The 17,382-nt window shown below is 64.5% G+C and carries 12 protein-coding genes, 1 other RNA gene and 1 pseudogene; 10 read left to right on the forward strand and 4 right to left on the reverse strand.

What is annotated here, in order from left to right:
* Positions 1–80 precede the first annotated feature (80 nt).
* From ASF90_RS20480 to flhA, 4 genes are all read left to right on the forward strand, one after another.
* The gene (locus ASF90_RS20480) at positions 81–2,168 is read left to right on the forward strand and encodes an EAL domain-containing protein (RefSeq protein WP_055854536.1); all 2,088 of its coding nucleotides are present in this window, start codon (positions 81–83) and stop codon (positions 2,166–2,168) included.
* A gap of 499 nt (positions 2,169–2,667) precedes the next feature.
* Positions 2,668–2,722: non-coding RNA, sX9 sRNA (locus ASF90_RS23075), on the forward strand.
* Positions 2,723–3,001: 279 nt separating this feature from the next.
* The gene (gene flhB / locus ASF90_RS20485; protein ID WP_055854538.1) at positions 3,002–4,132 is read left to right on the forward strand and encodes a flagellar biosynthesis protein FlhB; all 1,131 of its coding nucleotides are present in this window, start codon (positions 3,002–3,004) and stop codon (positions 4,130–4,132) included.
* The gene (flhA, locus tag ASF90_RS20490; RefSeq protein WP_055854540.1) at positions 4,129–6,222 is read left to right on the forward strand and encodes a flagellar biosynthesis protein FlhA; all 2,094 of its coding nucleotides are present in this window, start codon (positions 4,129–4,131) and stop codon (positions 6,220–6,222) included. Before flhB ends, flhA begins: the two co-directional genes overlap by 4 nt.
* Positions 6,223–6,652: 430 nt before the next feature.
* On the opposite strand, the gene ASF90_RS20495 is transcribed toward flhA, so the two are convergent.
* On the reverse strand, positions 6,653–6,979 hold the full coding sequence (locus ASF90_RS20495; protein WP_153066551.1) for a hypothetical protein: 327 nt from the start codon (positions 6,977–6,979) through the stop codon (positions 6,653–6,655).
* A 264-nt stretch (positions 6,980–7,243) separates the two neighbouring features.
* On the opposite strand from ASF90_RS20495, the gene flhF reads away from it, so the two are divergent.
* From flhF to ASF90_RS20525, 6 genes are read left to right on the forward strand one after another with little or no spacing between them, the layout of a single operon-like run.
* Entirely contained in the window at positions 7,244–8,923 is a 1,680-nt protein-coding gene (gene flhF / locus ASF90_RS20500) for a flagellar biosynthesis protein FlhF (RefSeq protein ID WP_055854544.1), read from the forward strand.
* Positions 8,910–9,794 (forward strand): MinD/ParA family protein, encoded by an 885-nt coding sequence (locus tag ASF90_RS20505; protein WP_055854547.1) that lies wholly within the window; start codon positions 8,910–8,912, stop codon positions 9,792–9,794. The genes flhF and ASF90_RS20505 overlap by 14 nt, the downstream gene beginning before the upstream one ends.
* The gene (locus ASF90_RS20510; protein ID WP_011037072.1) at positions 9,791–10,558 is read left to right on the forward strand and encodes an RNA polymerase sigma factor FliA; all 768 of its coding nucleotides are present in this window, start codon (positions 9,791–9,793) and stop codon (positions 10,556–10,558) included. The genes ASF90_RS20505 and ASF90_RS20510 overlap by 4 nt, the downstream gene beginning before the upstream one ends.
* A gap of 35 nt (positions 10,559–10,593) precedes the next feature.
* Complete coding sequence (gene cheY, locus ASF90_RS20515; RefSeq protein ID WP_055854550.1) at positions 10,594–10,986, forward strand: chemotaxis response regulator CheY; 393 nt, start codon at positions 10,594–10,596, stop codon at positions 10,984–10,986.
* Positions 10,986–11,612 carry a protein phosphatase CheZ gene (locus ASF90_RS20520; RefSeq protein ID WP_055854552.1) on the forward strand — a complete coding sequence of 209 codons (627 nt, stop codon included), beginning with the start codon at positions 10,986–10,988 and terminating at the stop codon, positions 11,610–11,612. Before cheY ends, ASF90_RS20520 begins: the two co-directional genes overlap by 1 nt.
* Positions 11,613–11,614: 2 nt before the next feature.
* On the forward strand, positions 11,615–13,270 hold the full coding sequence (locus ASF90_RS20525) for a chemotaxis protein CheA (protein WP_055854554.1): 1,656 nt from the start codon (positions 11,615–11,617) through the stop codon (positions 13,268–13,270).
* A 341-nt stretch (positions 13,271–13,611) separates the two neighbouring features.
* On the opposite strand, the gene ASF90_RS24400 is transcribed toward ASF90_RS20525, so the two are convergent.
* From ASF90_RS24400 to ASF90_RS20545, 3 genes and pseudogenes are all read right to left on the reverse strand, one after another.
* Positions 13,612–14,418, reverse strand: coding sequence for a peptidoglycan-binding domain-containing protein (locus tag ASF90_RS24400; RefSeq protein ID WP_236699322.1), 807 nt, complete (start codon positions 14,416–14,418; stop codon positions 13,612–13,614).
* Between the two features lie 1,141 nt (positions 14,419–15,559).
* Positions 15,560–15,754: pseudogene (locus ASF90_RS20540) on the reverse strand (SymE family type I addiction module toxin); the annotation flags it as partial.
* A 32-nt stretch (positions 15,755–15,786) separates the two neighbouring features.
* Complete coding sequence (locus ASF90_RS20545; RefSeq protein WP_055854564.1) at positions 15,787–17,256, reverse strand: XVIPCD domain-containing protein; 1,470 nt, start codon at positions 17,254–17,256, stop codon at positions 15,787–15,789.
* Between the last annotated feature and the right edge of the window lie 126 nt (positions 17,257–17,382).

Genomic DNA, 17,382 nt, shown 5'->3' on the forward strand with positions numbered 1-17,382 from the left:
GCCATTGCGTGCTCAAGAACGCGCGCAGCGGGTCGCTAGCTCCTTGAGCAAGCGCGTCTTTCGACGTCGGAACTGGATGGGTGGTCGCAACCTACAACCTTGGCATGGTGCTGTTGTCGCTGGTGGTGGCCGTGTTGGCCTCCTACACCGCGCTGCATCTGGCCGCCCGCATGACCGCCAGCCGTGGTGGCATCGCCGCCGCATGGCTGGTGGGCGGAGCCATCGCGATGGGCATCGGCATCTGGTCGATGCACTTCGTCGGCATGCTGGCCTTCCAGCTGCCGATTCCGCTGGGCTACGACGTGGCGCTGACCGCCTACTCGATGCTGGCGGCCATCCTGGCCTCGGCGCTAGCGCTGTGGCTGACCTCGCAACCGCAACTGCCGTGGCCGCGGCTGGGCCTGGGTGCGGTGCTGATGGGGTTGGGCATCGCACTGATGCACTACATCGGCATGAGCGCGCTGCGCATGTCGCCTGCCATTACCTATGACCCGGTGCTGTTCGCGCTGTCGGTGGCGATCGCCATCGGTGCGTCTGCCGCCGCGCTGTGGATCGCGTTCCGGTTGCGTCACGATGGCCGCCGCTACAGCCTGCGCCTGATCGCCGCCTTGATCATGGGCGTGGCGATCGTCGGCATGCATTACACCGGCATGGCTGCCGCACAATTCGCACCTGGCAGCATCTGCGGCGCGGCCGCCGGGGCGCACCTGCCGTTGTCGTGGCTGACCGCGGTGGTGGTGGCGGTCACGTTGGGCCTGCTGATCCTGGCGCTGGTGATCTCGGTGCTGTCGCGCCGCCATCAGCAGCACACCGAAGTGCTGGCGCAATCGCTGGCGCAGGCCAACGCCGATCTGGCGCTGGCCGCCCTGCACGACCCGCTCACCCGCCTGCCCAACCGGGTGCTGCTGCACGAGCACGTGCTGCAGAACATCGAGCGCGCGCAACGCGATGGGCAGCGCTTTGCGGTGATGCTGATCAATCTGGACGGCTTCAAGGTGGTCAACGACGGCTACGGCCACCGGGTCGGCGATCAATTGCTGGTGGTGGTGGCCGAACGCCTGAGCGCGCATCGGCGTGCGCACGGCAGCCTGGCGCGGCTGGGCGCGGATGAGTTCGTGCTGGTGGCCGATATCGCCGACCCGGAAGATGCGGCGGCCATCGCCGGGCATCTGGTGCAGGCGTTGGCGGTGCCGTTTCTGGTCGGCGATCAAGAGCTGCGCCTGAGCAGCAGCATCGGGATTGCACTGTATCCGGAAGATGCCGGCAGCGAGCACCAGCTGATGACGCACGCCGATGCGGCGATGGGCCATGCCAAGCAGGCCGGGCGCAATCGCTACCGCTTCTTCGAGCGCGCGATGACCGACACCACCCGCGAGCGCCTGCAACTGCTGCAGGATCTGCCGCGCGCGCTGGAATCGGGCCAGTTCGTGCTGCACTACCAGCCCAAATACTGCGCCGACGACGGCCGCCCGATCGGCGCCGAGGCGCTGATCCGCTGGCAGCATCCAGAACGCGGCCTGGTGCCGCCGGACAGCTTCATTCCGCTGGCCGAACGCAGCGGCATGATCGGCCCGCTCGGCAGCTGGGTGCTGCAGCAGGCGTGCCGGCAGATGCGCGCATGGCGCGACGACGGCCACGGCGACTGGCGGGTGGCGGTGAACCTGTCGGCCACCCAGCTCGCCTCGCCCAGCCTGCTCGACGAAGTGGCCACCACCCTGGCCGAGCATGCGATCGCCCCCGGCCAGCTCACCCTGGAAATCACCGAAACCATGGCCATGCGCGATGCCGAGGCCTGCCTGCGCACGCTTGGCCAGCTCAATGCACTGGGCGTGCGCATCGCCATCGACGATTTCGGCACCGGTTATTCCAACCTGCTCTACCTGCGCAAGCTGCCCGCGCACGAGCTCAAGATCGATCGCAGCTTCGTGCAGGCCATGGACAGCGGCGCCGAAGATATCGCCATCGTCGCCGCCGTCGTGGCGCTGGCCCACACCATGCGCTTGCAGGTGGTGGCCGAGGGCGTGGAAACCGCCGCCCAGCGCAACACCCTGGAACGGCTGGGCTGCGACCAGCTGCAGGGCTATCTGCTGGGCCGGCCAATGGAAGCCGACCGCTTCATTGCAGTGGTCGTCGCCCAACGCGACGGCCCGCGTCGCCTGGCCAGCTGAGCAACAAACGACCTCGAACGACTCTCGGCCCAGCCTTCATGCTCAACGACTCCCAGCCAGGCCGAGCACCAGCCTGGACGTGGAGCGGCTGACAGCACGTAGCGAGCGTTTGCCGGGCAGTGAGCGCAGTGGCGTTGTCGGCCGCATCCTGCGGTCACAGGCCCAGGCCAAGCGCCGAGTAGGTCGAGTGCGCAGTGCCCTCGCCGCTCGCGGGACACGCCGTGAACCCGTCCCTGGGGGCTCGATGGCGGCATCCATGCCGCAAGCGGCGAGGACACCGCGCCAGACAGCCGGCTGGTGACTTTGAAGAATAGAAGGCACTGCGCCAGACCGTTGCTGGTTAAGTGGTGAAAGCTCTGCACAGCGACTAGCGTGACTGGTCCTTGCCCGCTCACCGTCGCGGGACCCTTGGCGGCATGGATGCCACCAAGGAGCTTGGAGCAGCTAACAAAACGACTGTGCAGCCGCCAGGCGGGCGCGGCCGGTGCTCGGAATCGGCATGTACCACCCGTACACTCCGGTTCCTCCGCGCCGTCCACACCCACCTGACGACCTCTTACATGGACGTACTTGCAAAGTGTCCTGCGATAGTGGGCAGGCAAGGACACTGCAGCCAAGTAGCAGATCAGCCGGCCTGCACTAGAGTGACGTCACGCAGTTTTGTTAGCCGCGCTTTTGTAGACCGACGGGCTGCCCTCGCCCCTCACCGTCGCCACACCCCTCCAGCAGCTCAACGCGCGGCCACAGCTTTTCCGATTCCCCAATCCCGATTCCCGCTCCGAAACTGGAACGCCGCTTGCATGAGACCAGGCTGATCCCCCACCGGCACCTTCATGTCCGAGTCCGACGACGGCGGCGAGCGTACAGAGCTTCCCACCGAAAAACGCCTGCGCGAGGCGCGTGAGCAGGGCAACATCCCGCAATCGCGGGAGTTGTCCACTGCCGCGGTGTTCGGCGCAGGCGTGTTCGGGTTGATGGCATTGGCCGGCGGCATCGGCGATGGCGCGGCGGTGTGGATGAAGACCGCGCTCAGCCCCGACCCGAGGATGCGCGAGAACCCGATGGCGCTATTTGGCCACTTCGGCGACCTGCTGATGCAGCTGCTGTGGGTGATGCTGCCGCTGATCGGGATCTGCCTGCTGGCCGGGCTGGCCGGCCCGCTGCTGATGAGCGGCCTGCATTTTTCCAGCAAGGCCATCATGCCCGACCTCACCAAGCTCAACCCGGCCAGCGGGATCAAGCGCATGTGGGGCAGCAACAGCCTGGCCGAGCTGGTCAAGTCGATCCTGCGCCTGCTGTTCGTCGGTCTGGCGGCCTGGCTGTGCATCTCCAAGAACCTGCACGGCCTGCGCTCGCTGGTGAACCAGCCGCTGGAACAGGCCATCAGCAACGGCCTGCACTTCACTAAGAGCCTGCTGTTCTACACCGCCGGCGCGCTGGTGCTGCTGGCCGCCATCGACGCGCCCTACCAGAAGTGGAACTGGATGCGGAAGCTCAAGATGACGCGCGAAGAGATCAAGCGCGAGATGAAAGAAAGCGAGGGCAGCCCCGAAGTGAAGGGCCGCATCCGCCAGATGCAGATGCAGATGTCGCAGCGCCAGATGATGGAAGCGGTGCCCAAGGCCGACGTGGTGCTGATGAACCCGACCCACTACGCGGTGGCGCTCAAGTACGAAGGCGGCAAGATGCGCGCCCCGATCGTGGTGGCCAAAGGCGTGGACGAAATGGCCTTCCGCATCCGCGAAGCCTGCGAACAACACCGGGTGGCGATCGTCACCGCACCGCCTTTGGCACGCGCCTTGTATAGGGAAGCTCAAATCGGCAAGGAAATTCCCGTGAGACTCTATTCGGTCGTGGCCCAGGTGCTCTCCTACGTCTACCAGTTGCGCGGTTGGAACGGCGGCCCGATGCCGGAATTGCCCTCGCTGGACGTGGATGAGTTCGGCAAGGGAGCCAGCGCATGAGCGCCCAACCCACCCCGCTGAATGCCCGTCGCGTCATGGAATTGCTGCGCAACGGCCTGGGCGCCCCGCTGGCGCTGATGGCCATGCTGGCCATGCTAATGGTGCCGCTGGCCGCACCGGTGCTGGATGCGCTGTTCACCTTCAACATCGCCATCTCGCTGATGGTGCTGCTGGCGGTGATCTACGTGCAGCGCCCGCTGGAATTCACCATTTTCCCGATCGTGCTGCTGATGACCACGATGCTGCGGCTGGCGCTGAACGTCGCCTCCAGCCGCGTGATCCTGATCAACGGCCAGGACGGCCACGCCGCGGCCGGCAAGGTGATCGAGGCCTTCGGCCAGTTCGTGATCGGCGGCAACTATGCCGTGGGTATCGTGGTGTTCGCGATCCTGACCATCATCAACTTCGTGGTCATCACCAAGGGTGCCGGGCGCGTGTCGGAAGTGACCGCCCGCTTCATCCTGGACGCCATGCCCGGCAAACAGATGGCCATCGACGCCGACCTCAACGCCGGTTTGCTGACGCGTGAGGAAGCCAAGGCTCGCCGCGAAGAAGTCCGCGAAGAAGCCGACTTCTACGGCGCAATGGACGGTGCCAACAAGTTCATCCGCGGCGACGCCATCGCCGCCATCATGATTTTGTTCATCAACCTCATCGGCGGCATGGCGGTGGGCATGTTCCAGCACGACATGAGCTTCGTGGATGCCGCGTCCACCTACACCCTGCTGTCGATCGGCGATGGTCTGGTGGCGCAGCTGCCGGCCCTGTTGGTGTCGTCTTCGGTCGCCTTGCTGGTGACCCGCGCCTCGCGTGCGCAGGACATGCGCGGCGCCATGATCAGCCAGGTGTTCGGCCAGCACCGCGCACTCGCGGTGGCCGCCGCCATCCTGGGCCTGGTCGGCCTGGTGCCGGGCATGCCGAACGTCGCGTTTTTGACGCTCGGCCTGATCCTGGGCGTGATCGCCTGGAAAATGTACAAGCGCAGCCTGGTGGTCGCCCCGACCGGCGACCCCGCCAGCGACCCCAAGGCCGCCGCCGCAGCCGCCACCGCGCAGGCCAGCGCCGAACTGAGCTGGGACGAACTGCGCCCGATCGACCCGCTGGGCCTGGAAGTGGGCTACCGGCTGATCCCGCTGGTGGACAAGCACCAGGGCGGCGAATTGATGGCGCGCATCAAGGGCGTGCGCCGCAAGCTCACCCAGGACATCGGTTTCCTGGTGCCGCCGGTGCATATCCGCGACAACCTGGAACTGTCGGCCAACGCCTATCGTCTGCTGGTGCATGGCGTGCCGGTGGCCACCGCCGAGATCTATCCCGACCGCGAGCTGGCGCTGGACCCGGGCGGTGCGCTCGGCCAGCTGGACGGCATTCCCGGCAAGGACCCGGCGTTCGGCCTGGATGCCACCTGGATCCAGCCGCATCAGCGCTCCTACGCCGAATCGATGGGCTACACCGTGGTCGACCCGGCTACCGTGGTGGCCACGCATCTGTCGCACCTGATCCGCGAACACGCCCCGGAACTGCTCGGCCACGAAGAAGTGCAGCAGTTGCTGGCCACCCTGGCCAAGACCGCGCCGAAGATGGTCGAAGACCTCACCCCGAAGGCGTTGCCGCTGTCGGTGGTGGTGCGCGTGCTGCAGAACTTGCTGATCGAGCGGATCCCGGTGCGTCAACTGCGCAAGATCGTCGAAGCGCTGGTCGAGCACGCCCCGCAGAGCCAGGACCCGGCCACCCTCACCGCCGCGGTACGCACCTCGCTGGGCCGCTTCATCGTGCAGGAGATCGCCGGCATGTCCGCCGAACTGCCGGTATTCACTCTGGCCCCGCAGCTGGAGCGCGTGTTGCAGGAATCCACCCACGGCAACGGCGTGGCGCTGGAGCCCGGCCTGGCCGAGCGCCTGCACCAGAGCCTGGCCGATTGCGTCGGCAAGCAGGAAGCCCGCAACGAACCGGCCGTGGTCCTGGTACCCGGCACGGTCCGCGCCGCCCTGGCCCGCCTGGTCCGCCACAGCGTCCCCAGCCTGTCGGTGCTGGCGTATAGCGAAGTGCCGGAAGACAAACGCCTGAAGCTGGTCGGCACCATTAGCTGAGTCGAAAGCACATCGTAGTCCCCCCATTCCGTAGGCGCGCACCCGGGCGCGACAGCGTTACCGGGACAGCCCCGTCGCGCCCAGGTGCGCTCCTACGGCGCACTGGGTAATCCGACAACGCGGGCGAGCTTTGATCCAGAAGGGTTAACCGCTGGGATGCGAAATCCCAAGAAGACAGCACAGCTCGAACTGGACAACCTCGCCGACACCGCTTGTGTAGGAGCGCACCCGGGCGCGACAGCTTTACCGGGAAAGCCCTATCGCGCCCAGGTGCGCTCCTACGATGCAGCGTGCACCCTGACCAGGCGCCGTTGGCCCCGCTCTGCATGCTCAACCGCGGCAACGGGCGATGTCTCGGACGACGACCTACCGCCGACCAAGCAACATCGTCGCCCCCCTTTCCGTAGGAGCGCACCCGGGCGCGACGGCTTTACCGGGACAACCCCATCGCGCCCAGGTGCGCTCCTACGACTGCAGCAGCGCTCCGGTACAGCTCGACGGCCTCCATCGCGTCCTCCAGCAATCGCTGCAGGGCGGCCATCAACCGCCAATGCCAGGCGCCGGAAATCCGCCACTCGGCAAAACCCCCAATCGATTGCATGCCACCGACCCTGGCAAGCATGACGAGCACGACGCTGTCGCGGTTCGCGCGGGCATTCAATGCGCTCCAAGACACGCGACCTGCGCTGCCGTCCAGCATAGGGACGCCGTCACACCGGCACCCAATGCCGTCGAAAACTTCAATCAGAACATTCACTTAGCGCGGCAAGCCCGGCTCGGCATCAGTACCCAGCCTCCTCCGCGCGCCCCCGCACCCACTCGCCAAAAACCCAGCACCGCCGTTTTGGCACGCCGCGTGCATTAGCTCTGGCGAGACCGCAGACAGCACCACCGCTGCGGGGCGGATGGCAGGACTTGGAACAACCGAACGGGACAGGCAACTCATGACGCTGGCAACACACCCACATTCATCGCGCACCCGTCCGGCGTCCGGCGGGTCCCGTTCCTGGAGGCACGTGGCATGAAGATCAAACGCTTTGTCGCCCCGGACATGCGCACCGCATTCCGCATGGTGCGTGAAGAGCACGGCCCGGATGCAGTGATCCTGTCCAACCGTCGTACCGCTGAAGGCATCGAGATCGTCGCTGCCAGCAACTACGACGAAGAACTCGTGCAGCGTGCGCTGGAAACCGCACGCTCCGATGCGCCGATCACCCATACCGCTCCGCAGCAGCAGGCGCCCGTGCAACAGGCTCCGGTGCAGGCCGCTGCCCGCCCCGCCGCTCCGGTGCATGCCCCGCTCAAGCCGGCCGCCGAGAACGGCATGAGCCACCGCCAGCGTGTTGCCAGCGCCGCCGAAGAAATGATTGCTGCGATGGCCCTGCGTCAGCCGGTCAGCGTGCCGCGTCAGGCCCCGGTGGCCGCCCCGATCCGCAGCGTGGTGCCGATGCCGGCCGTGCAGGATGTCGCCGCCCCGGTGGTGCAGCGTCAGGAACACGCGCTGTCGGCCGTGCCGGAACAGCTGTTCGCCGACTTTTTGACTACCGCCCCGGTGCAGCGCCCCGCCGTACAGGCCGCTCCGGTACAGGCACCGACCCCGGTCGTTGCCGCAGCCCTCGCCGCCCCGGCTTACGCCGCGCATGGGCAGGACGACGATGCATTCGACGACGAAGCCGACTTCGACCTGGACGACGCGCTGCCGCAGATCCTGCCGCCAGCCGCGTTGCCGCCGATCGTCGTCGCCCCCGCCGCGCTGGCCGCGGTGCCGGTGGCCGCCGCGCCGCTCCCGCAGAACGACGAAGAACTCAAGCAGCTGCGTGGCGAACTGGCGCTGATGCGTCAGATGATCGAGCGCGAAATGAACCGCCTCACCGACGAGCGCCTGCGTGGCTCCCCGGTGCGTGCGCAGGCGCTGGAGCTGATGGACGACTACGGCTTCGATGCCGGCCTGACCCGCGACGTCGCCATGCAGATCCCGGCCGATACCGAATTGCACCGCGGCCGCGGGCTGATGCTGGGCCTGTTGTCCAAGCGCCTGCCGGTGGCCCCGATCGACCCGCTGGAACGCGGCGGCGTGATCGCCCTGGTCGGCCCGACCGGTGCCGGCAAGACCACCACCATCGCCAAGCTGGCGCAGCGCTTCGCCGCCCAGCACGCCCCGCGCGACGTAGCCCTGGTCACCACCGACACCTTGCGCGTCGGTGGCCGCGAGCAGCTGCACAGCTACGGCCGCCAGCTCGGCATCGCCGTGCACGAGGCCGACAGCGCCGAAAGCCTGCTCGCGCTGCTGGATCGCCTGCGCGACTACAAGCTGGTGCTGATCGACACCGCCGGCATGGGTCAGCGCGACCGCGCCCTGGCTGCCCAGCTGAACTGGCTGCGCGCCGCCCAGCAGGTCACCTCGCTGCTGGTACTGCCCGCCAACTCCCATTTTGCCGACCTCGACGAGGTCGTGCGCCGCTTCGCCCACGCCAAACCCCAAGGCGTGGTGCTGACCAAACTCGACGAGACCGGCCGCTTCGGCAGCGCCTTGTCGGTGGTGGTCGACCACCAACTGCCCATCACCTGGGTGACTGACGGACAGCGGGTCCCCGACGACCTGCACCGCGCCAATGCCGCCAGTCTCGTTCTTCGTCTTGAAGATTTACGGCGCGCTGCCGATAAGCCCTGTACTCCGGAGCACAACCATGCAGTCGCGTGAATACGCAAAGCTGACCAACGCCTTCCCCCTGACGGCGACCCGTCCCGAGCCCTTGGGCCCGGTGCGCACGATTGCCGTGACCGGTGGCAAGGGCGGCGTGGGCAAAACCAACATCTCCGCCAACCTGGCCGTGGCGCTTGCCGACATGGGCAAACGCACGCTGCTGCTGGACGCCGACCTTGGCCTGGCCAACCTGGATGTGGTCTTGGGACTCTCGCCCAAGTTCACCCTGGCCGACCTGATCGCCGGCCGCTGCACACTCGATGAAGTGATCATCGAAGGTCCCGGCGGCGTGTTGGTGGTCCCGGCCGCCTCCGGTCGCCGCCACATGGCGGAACTGGCTCCGGCCCAGCACATCGGCCTGGTCAATGTGTTCTCCGAACTGGAACGCGACCTGGACGTGATGGTCATCGACACCGCCGCCGGCATCACCGACAGCGTGCTGACCTTCTGCCAGGCCGCCCAGGACACCGTGGTGGTGGTCTGCGACGAGCCGGCCTCGATCACCGACGCCTATGCGCTGATCAAGGTGCTCTCGCGCGAACGCGGCGTGGACCGCCTGCAGATCATCGCCAACATGGTGCGCGACCCCAACGAAGGCCGCCTGCTGTACGACAAGCTCTCGCGCGTCTGCGAAAAGTTCCTTGGCGATGTGTCGCTGAACTATCTCGGCCACGTGCCGCAGGACGACTGGTTGCGCCTGTCGGTACAGCGTCAGCAACCCGTCATCAAGGCGTATCCCGCCAGCCCGTCGGCGCAGGCCATTGCCGAAATCGCACGCCGTACCTCGCGTTGGCAGGCTCCCACCGTGCCGCGCGGCAACGTCGAGTTCTTTGTCGAACGCATCATCCAACGGGGAGTGGCCGCATGAGCACTGCTACCGCAACCACGGCCACCGCGCAGTACCGCGCCGTGCAGCGCAATAACGCCAACGACGTGGTGACCCAGCACGCCGATCTGGTCCGCCGCATCGCCCACCATCTGGCGGCGCGTCTGCCGGCCAGCGTGGAAGTGGACGATTTGATCCAGGCCGGCATGATCGGCCTGATCGAAGCCTCGCGCAGTTACGACTCCGACCAGGGCGCCTCGTTCGAAACCTACGCCTCGATCCGTATCCGCGGCTCGATGATCGACGAAATTCGCCGTGGCGACTGGGTGCCGCGTTCGGTACACCGACGTGCCCGCGACGCCGCCGCCGCAGTGCGCAAGATCGAGCAGAACACCGGCCGCGCCGCCGCCGCCACCGAAGTGGCCGCCGCAATGGAAATGCCGCTGCCCGATTACCTGCGCCTGATGGAAGATGCTGCACGCGGCCAGGTGCTGAGCCTGGAATCGCGCATCGAAGATCACGGCGAGCTGGACACCACCGCCAAGGGTGGCCCCAACCCGCAGCAGATGATGGAGCGTGGCGAATTCGGCCGCGAGCTGGGCAAGGCCATCGGCCAGTTGCCCGAGCGCGAGCAGCTGGTGCTGTCGCTGTACTACGAACAGGAATTGAACCTGAAGGAAATCGGCGCTGTGCTCGGTGTCAGCGAGTCGCGCGTCTGCCAGATCCATGGCCAGGCCGTAGTGCGTTTGCGCGGCCGCCTCAAAGTCTTCGAACTGGCCGACGCCGGTGTCGAAATTGACGACTAATTTTTTCGCGTATTTTTTCGTGTTAGGAGCTTGATGTGAATAAGAACATGCGGATCCTGATCGTGGACGACTTCTCGACGATGCGACGTATCGTCAAGAATCTGTTGGCAGATCTCGGCTTCACCAATACCGCAGAGGCCGAAGACGGCAACAGCGCGCTGGCTGCATTGCGCTCGGGCCCGTTCGATTTCGTGGTGACGGACTGGAATATGCCCGGCATGACCGGCATCGACCTGCTGCGCAACATCCGCGCCGACGCCAAGCTCAAGCACCTGCCGGTGATGATGGTGACCGCCGAGGCCAAGCGCGAGCAGATCATCGAAGCGGCGCAGTGCGGCGTCAACGGCTACATCATCAAGCCGTTCACCGCGCAGACGCTGGAAGAAAAGCTGGGCAAGGTGTTCGAACGTCTGGCGGCGACCGCCTGATGAACGCCACCGTGGAGACCAATGCCGAACGCGCTGCGTTGATCGAGCGTCTGCAAGGTGCGCTTGATGCACTGGAAAGCGGTGACGAAGCTGCGTGGAAGCGCGAGGTCGATCACCTCGCCGCCCTGCGCACGCGTCCGATGATGCAGGGCCTGAGCCGGCTCGCGCGCGAACTTGGGCAGGCGCTGGGCGAGCTGCCCACCGTGCCCGAAGAAGCCGGCGAACTGGACGATGCCTGCTCGCGCCTGGACCACGTGGTGGAAATGACCGAAAAGGCCAGCCATCGCACCCTGGATCTGGTCGAAGAATGCCGCGAGCTGGCCAACAAGCTGCGCGACGGCGGCCTGAATCAGGACCAGGGCGCGCTGATGGACCAGATGCGCCACAACCTCACCGAGCTGTCGCTGGCGCAGAGCTACCAGGACCTCAGCGGGCAGATCATTCGCCGCGTGGCCGGGATCGTGCGCCGCGTGCATGAAGGCTTCGGCGCGCTGGGCCTGCCGCCCAAGAGCACCGAGCCGAAGAAAGACGACGGCGGTCTTGCCGGTCCTGCGGTCAAGGGCCTGGACCGTCACGCGGTGTCGCAAGACGACGCCGACGATTTGCTGTCCGGATTGGGGTTGTAACCATGAGTGCTGTTCCAGACGATATTGCTGCCGATTTCATCGTCGAGGCCCAGGAAATCCTGGATCGCCTCGGCGAACAGCTGGTGTCGCTGGAACAGGCGCCAGACGAAGCCGACCAGCTCAACGCGGTGTTCCGCGGCTTCCACACGCTCAAGGGCGGCGCCGGCTTTCTGGCGATCAAGCCCATGGTGGAGCTGTGCCACGCCGCCGAAGAAACCCTCGGCATGGCGCGCTCGGGCCAGGCGGTGCTGCAGGCGCATCACTTCGATGCCGCGCAGCAGTCGCTGGATTATCTGCAGGCCATGCTGGATGCAATGGGCTCGGGCGAACCCGTGCCGCATGCACCGCCGTCGCTGATCGCACAGTTCGATGCCAAAAGCGGGCCGCCGGCGGTCAAGGCCGCGCCCAAGGCGGCAGCTGCCGCGCCTGCGCACGACGACGGCCATGCCGCGCCGGCACCGGGTGCCAAGGCCGCACCGAAAGCTGGCGCCAAGGGTGGCGCCGAAGCCGAACAGACCGTGCGCGTAGATACCAAGCGCCTGGACGCCATCGTCAATCTGATTGGCGAACTGGTGCTCTCGCGCAACCGGTTGAAGACCTTGCGCACCCGTCTGCGCGACGAAGAACTCGACCGCGCGGTCAGCGTGCTGGATATCGCCACCGCCCGCCTGCAGACCGCGGTCATGCGCACCCGCATGCAGCCGGTGAGCAAGGTGTTCGCGCGCTTCCCCAAGGTGGCCCGCGACGTTGCGCGCACCCTGTCCAAGGAAGTGGAACTGGAACTGGTCGGCGCCGAAACCGAGCTCGATCGTAATCTGGTCGAAGCCCTGGCCGACCCACTGGTGCACCTGGTGCGCAACGCGATCGACCACGGCATCGAATCGCCTGCATTGCGCGAAGCCACCGGCAAACCACGCAGTGGCCATGTGCGCCTGTCTGCGCAGCAGGAAGGCGACTACGTCAGCATCGAAATCCAGGATGACGGCGCCGGCATCGACCCGGAGCGTCTGCGCGAGATCGCCCGCAACAAAGGCCTGATCGATGCCGAAGCCGCTGCGCGTCTGAGCACCGACGAATGCCTGCATCTGATCTTCATGCCGGGCTTTTCGACCAAGGCCGAAGTCACCGACATCTCCGGCCGCGGCGTCGGCATGGACGTGGTGCAGTCGCGTATCCGCGAGTTGAGCGGGCAGATCCAGATCCAGTCCGAACTGGGCCGCGGCAGCCGCTTCATGATTCGCGTGCCGTTGACCCTGGCCATCCTGCCCACGCTCTTGGTGCAGGCCGGCGAAGCTGTGTATGCACTGCCGCTGGCACGTGTGGTGGAAGTGCTGCACGCACCGCAGACCTCGCTGGGCTGGTTCGACGGCCGCGCTGTGCTCGACCGTCGCTCGCACACCTTGCCGCTGATCGACCTGCGCCGCTGGCTGGGCGTGCCCGCCGATCAACCGCCGCTGCTGACCGTGGTGCTGCTGCAGGCCGGCGAAACCCGCTTCGGCCTGGTGGTGGACCAGGTCCGCGGCCGCGAGGAAGTGGTGATCAAACCCCTCCCCCGCGCCCTGCGCGGCCTGCCCGGCTACGCCGGCGCCACCTTGATCGGCGACGGCCGCATGGCGCTGATCCTGGATGTGGATGGATTGCGTTCCAGCGATCATTGATCTTTGAAATCGGGAATCGGGAATCGGGAATCGGGAATCGTCAAGACGATCCTGGTTGCCTGATCTAACGACAACGGCCGCGTACTGCGGCCGTTGTCGTTTCACTACCAGCCTCGCTGCCGATCTACGCTGCTACGCGCGCAGGCATGGGCGGGATGGTTTGGCGACGGCCAGGCTGCCGTGGAACTGACCTGGAACCGTTATTTCTTGTTTCACTACCAGCATCGCTGCCGATCCATGTCGCTACGCGCGCAGGCACGGGCGCGATGGTTTGGCGACGGTCAGGCTGCCGTGGAACTGAACCTGGAACCGTTATTTCGGAACCGTTACTTCACTAGCCCTCAAACCATCCGGTGTTGAGGCGCAATCGACTGCTCTCGCTGTTGCTCCTGCTGCTGGGATTGCTGTTGGCGCTGCGTTTCGCCCAAGGCCTGCAATTGCGCCAAGGATTGCTCGACGGGCTGCGCTATCGCCTCGTTCGTCTTCATATGCGCCATCTTGTGAGCCGGGTCGTTCAACGCGCCTTCGACAACGAAAACATTCTCGCCCTGCTGCACGGACTTGGTGTTCTCGCTCAGCACGACATGATCGATTCGCGACAGTCCGTTTTCTTTGGCCAGATGTGCGCTGCTTGCTGCCAGCCTGGCACTGTTGTCGTCGTACTCTCGACCGAGGCCTTGCTCGAGGCGGCGAACAGCCTCTTCTGCTTGGCGATGGAGCGGATCCTGCGCGGGCGCGGAACCCTGAATATTTCGATAGGTTGGCGCTGCGTTGTGATCGTCTCTATTGAGCTCCGGCGGAAATATACGCGGAGCGATTTGCTGCAACGTTGCAGGATCGATATCTCCCGTAGGGGAGAGGCCACGAGCTTGCTGGTAGTTGATAACAGCCGGCTGCATCGACAGACGGTACACGCCATCCTCCTGAAGCGGCTGGTTATCTGCGCCTCGGAATCCCTCAGCATTCAATGTGCGCTGCACCTGCCGCACGATGTCAGACGATTCGCCTATGCGGATGGTGCCATCGTCCACAATTGGCCTTGGCTCGATGCCACCAATCCGTGTCTGGGCATCAACCGATAGACGTCCGCTCGCGAGGTCTTCCATGTAGTTTTCGGATTGCTGGTAGTAACGCGTATCCATCTCCATATGGACATGCTTGCCGGCGTTAGGCAGCCCCTTGTTGCTCTGCGTACCGAGCGACTGACCGTATTCCACGCTGTCTCCTACCGAAACACCGACTGGATCCAGATGCAAGATGCGCGCGACCAATTCGCCGCCTTTGCGATCGTAGATATCTACGGCACCAAACCGGTCGGCATCAACACGGGCTATGTAGCCTGCAACAGGCGAAGGCACATCAACGGCGCGAACGTTGGCGCCACCTGGCGGGATACGGCTATCTTCAAGCATGAAATCTTTGGTCAATAGCACCTGATCCGCTCCCAGAGCGCTGGAAGGTCCGCCGTCGGTTCTACGCGTCTCCAGCTCCTGAATTTCGCCGCCAATCACACCGTAAGACCGGGTACGCGGGTTTTCGACATTGACAGGAATGCCGTCCACCACTTGAGCACGCGCATTTGCCCCGGGATGATGAGTGACCAAACCCTCGAAATCTTCGACACGCTGATTGCCGAGCCTGGGGCTATGAAACTGTTGCAGCCTGTACGGCGCAGGTTGAACGACATTCCCGTCTTCATCTGCCATGACGTCTCTCCTTGATCATGTAAAACCTTGTTCAATTATTTACACCGACGATACTGCTTGACTGATTCACCGTCGGAAATTACCAGATGCTCGCCCTTCAAAATGTACAAGTCATCAGTTCTTATATCTGGCGCAATATCCGACTTGGCGGAAACAACCCAGGCCTGCGGGCCGGTGGAAACAAGCTTGATTGCTACCGGAACCTCCTCGTGCTCGTACCCACGCAGCCGGGTCTTTTCGATGCGTATGGGCGAATCAGAATCAGGATTCAAGGGTAGCTTGCACGATTGTGGCCCCAGATCCCACATCCCCTGGAGTTCTGTGGGATATGCAATGGAGTGCTGCGCCTTGGTGGCTGACACCGCACTGCAGCTAGGCAATAGAACGGAAAGTGAAAGGAACGCAGTCAACATCCGCATACTTACCTCTACTGGGTGGTCATGGTCGGCGCGCAAGCCTGATAGAGGGCGCGTGACCACTATACCTAAGCACTAATCAAGCAAACACATCATTACGCAGCACGCGTCTTATGCCCCTGGACGGATCGTCTTGCATGCTGCGCGGGCGACATCTAGCGCCGCGGCTACAGCGGCACCTCCACCGGCGGCAACACCTCCATCAGCAGCTGCCCTTCGCTTGCGGTGAGGCGCAGCTTGGTGCCGATGGCAAAGCCCAGTTGCTCCAGCCATAGGCCGCTGAGGCGGACGTGGGGCACGTGCTGGTCATCGGCGCCTGCAGCAATGGGGTAGCTGACGGTGCATTGACGCGCATAGCGAGCGGCGTCCAGACTTCATCCTGCGTTGTTGAACCTCAGCGCGTCATCGACGGACCAGCCTGGCTGACGGCTTGCTGGGACTGCTCCAGCGCCTGCTGCTGTTCGCGCGCCTGGGCCTGAGTCTGGTTGATTGCCTGCAGGCGATCGAACGACTGGGTCTCTGGTGTCTGCACGGCGTCCATGGTCGACATATGGGCACGCTGGTGAGCCGGGTCGTTGAGGGCGCCTTGAACGACGAAGACTTTCTCGCCGCCCGCCAGCTGAGCCGTTGGATTGTTGAGCACAACATGATCCACCCGCGACAGCCCTTCCTCTTTTGCCAGCGCAAGCAGGCTGGCCGTCATGCGTTGGCTCGATGCATCCCACTCTTTGCCATGTTGGGCATCGAGCTGCATCACGCCACCTCTGATCTGCTGGTACAGCGCGTGGTCTGGGTGGCCCGGCTGTGATGGCATCTGCGCCGGGGAAGAAGGTAGTGATTGCTGGTCGCGCTCGCGTAGCTCCTGCTCCAGCGCCTGGGCAGAGATCGGCGAGACGTGCAGATGATTGTCCTTGCTGTGCTGGAAGAGCCCAGGTGTTGGCGGCTGCTTACTACTGTCGAGGTACGGCATGGGACGGGTGTCACTGCCTAGATCGATGCCGTTGCGTTCCAGGATTTCTTCATTGAATCCCAAGCGCTGCATGTTCAGGATCATCGGCTGCTCTGGCTCGCCGGGCTTTGACTTGTTGTAGTGACGCTCGTAGATGGCGGCTGTGCCGACAACCCACGGACCGTAATGGTTGACGTAGTCGGACTGGCCCGCATGACCGATACGCGTATCTTTGACCGACTTATCGAAGTAGTTCACCCCCATCGCCTCGACGTTACTTGCCGTGGGCGACAACGTTAGGTCGCTATTGAACGTCAGGTTTGGCTTGGGTGTATAGACGCTTGGATAGCCGCTGCGCGTGACGAAATCTCTAGCCCGACCATCTGCGAATAGGTACACATCTTCAAGCGTAGGATTAGGGTTGCGAGTCTTGACCGCGCTCACGATGGCGTTCCATCCGGCTATTTCGGCCGTTGATTCGTCCGTACGGTTACTAGCCAGCACTTTTTCACCAGCAGCAGTGTGATCGTGTGTGCTACGGGCAATTTTTATGGCTTCTGTCTTGAACTGCTCCCGCGCAAGTGCGGCAGTAGGGCTGTAAAGGCTATGCTGAATTTCATGTCCCAAGACAAAGGTCAAGTCGCCTGCCGCGGCATGCTTGCCGTTGGCATCATTCGCCAGCGCTGCGAGCGGCAAATGAATTTCCTGATCGCGTGGATCATAGATGCCTCCTGCATGCGGGTCGTTTAACGGTGCGAAGCCTTTCAACACCCTTTTCTGCACCGCCTCGTTGATCTGGCGGGTCAACTCGGGCGAATCGTTCAGAACCCGATTGAAGTTGTCCAGGTGCTCACGCGTGACACCTGGTTGCTGACTAAATGATGCCACCACGGCACTTGCTTCTTGGCTCAACATGTCCGCTCCTTGGACTAGCGAATTTGGACCCATTCGACGCACTGATGAGTGGCGCGCTCTGGGGGTGCGTCAGCTTCACCACGCGGAAAGAGCTCTACGCGCATCCCTGGGCGCTGGAAGATCTCA

Source organism: Xanthomonas sp. Leaf148, assembly GCF_001423585.1.
Taxonomy (GTDB): Bacteria; Pseudomonadota; Gammaproteobacteria; order Xanthomonadales; family Xanthomonadaceae; genus Xanthomonas.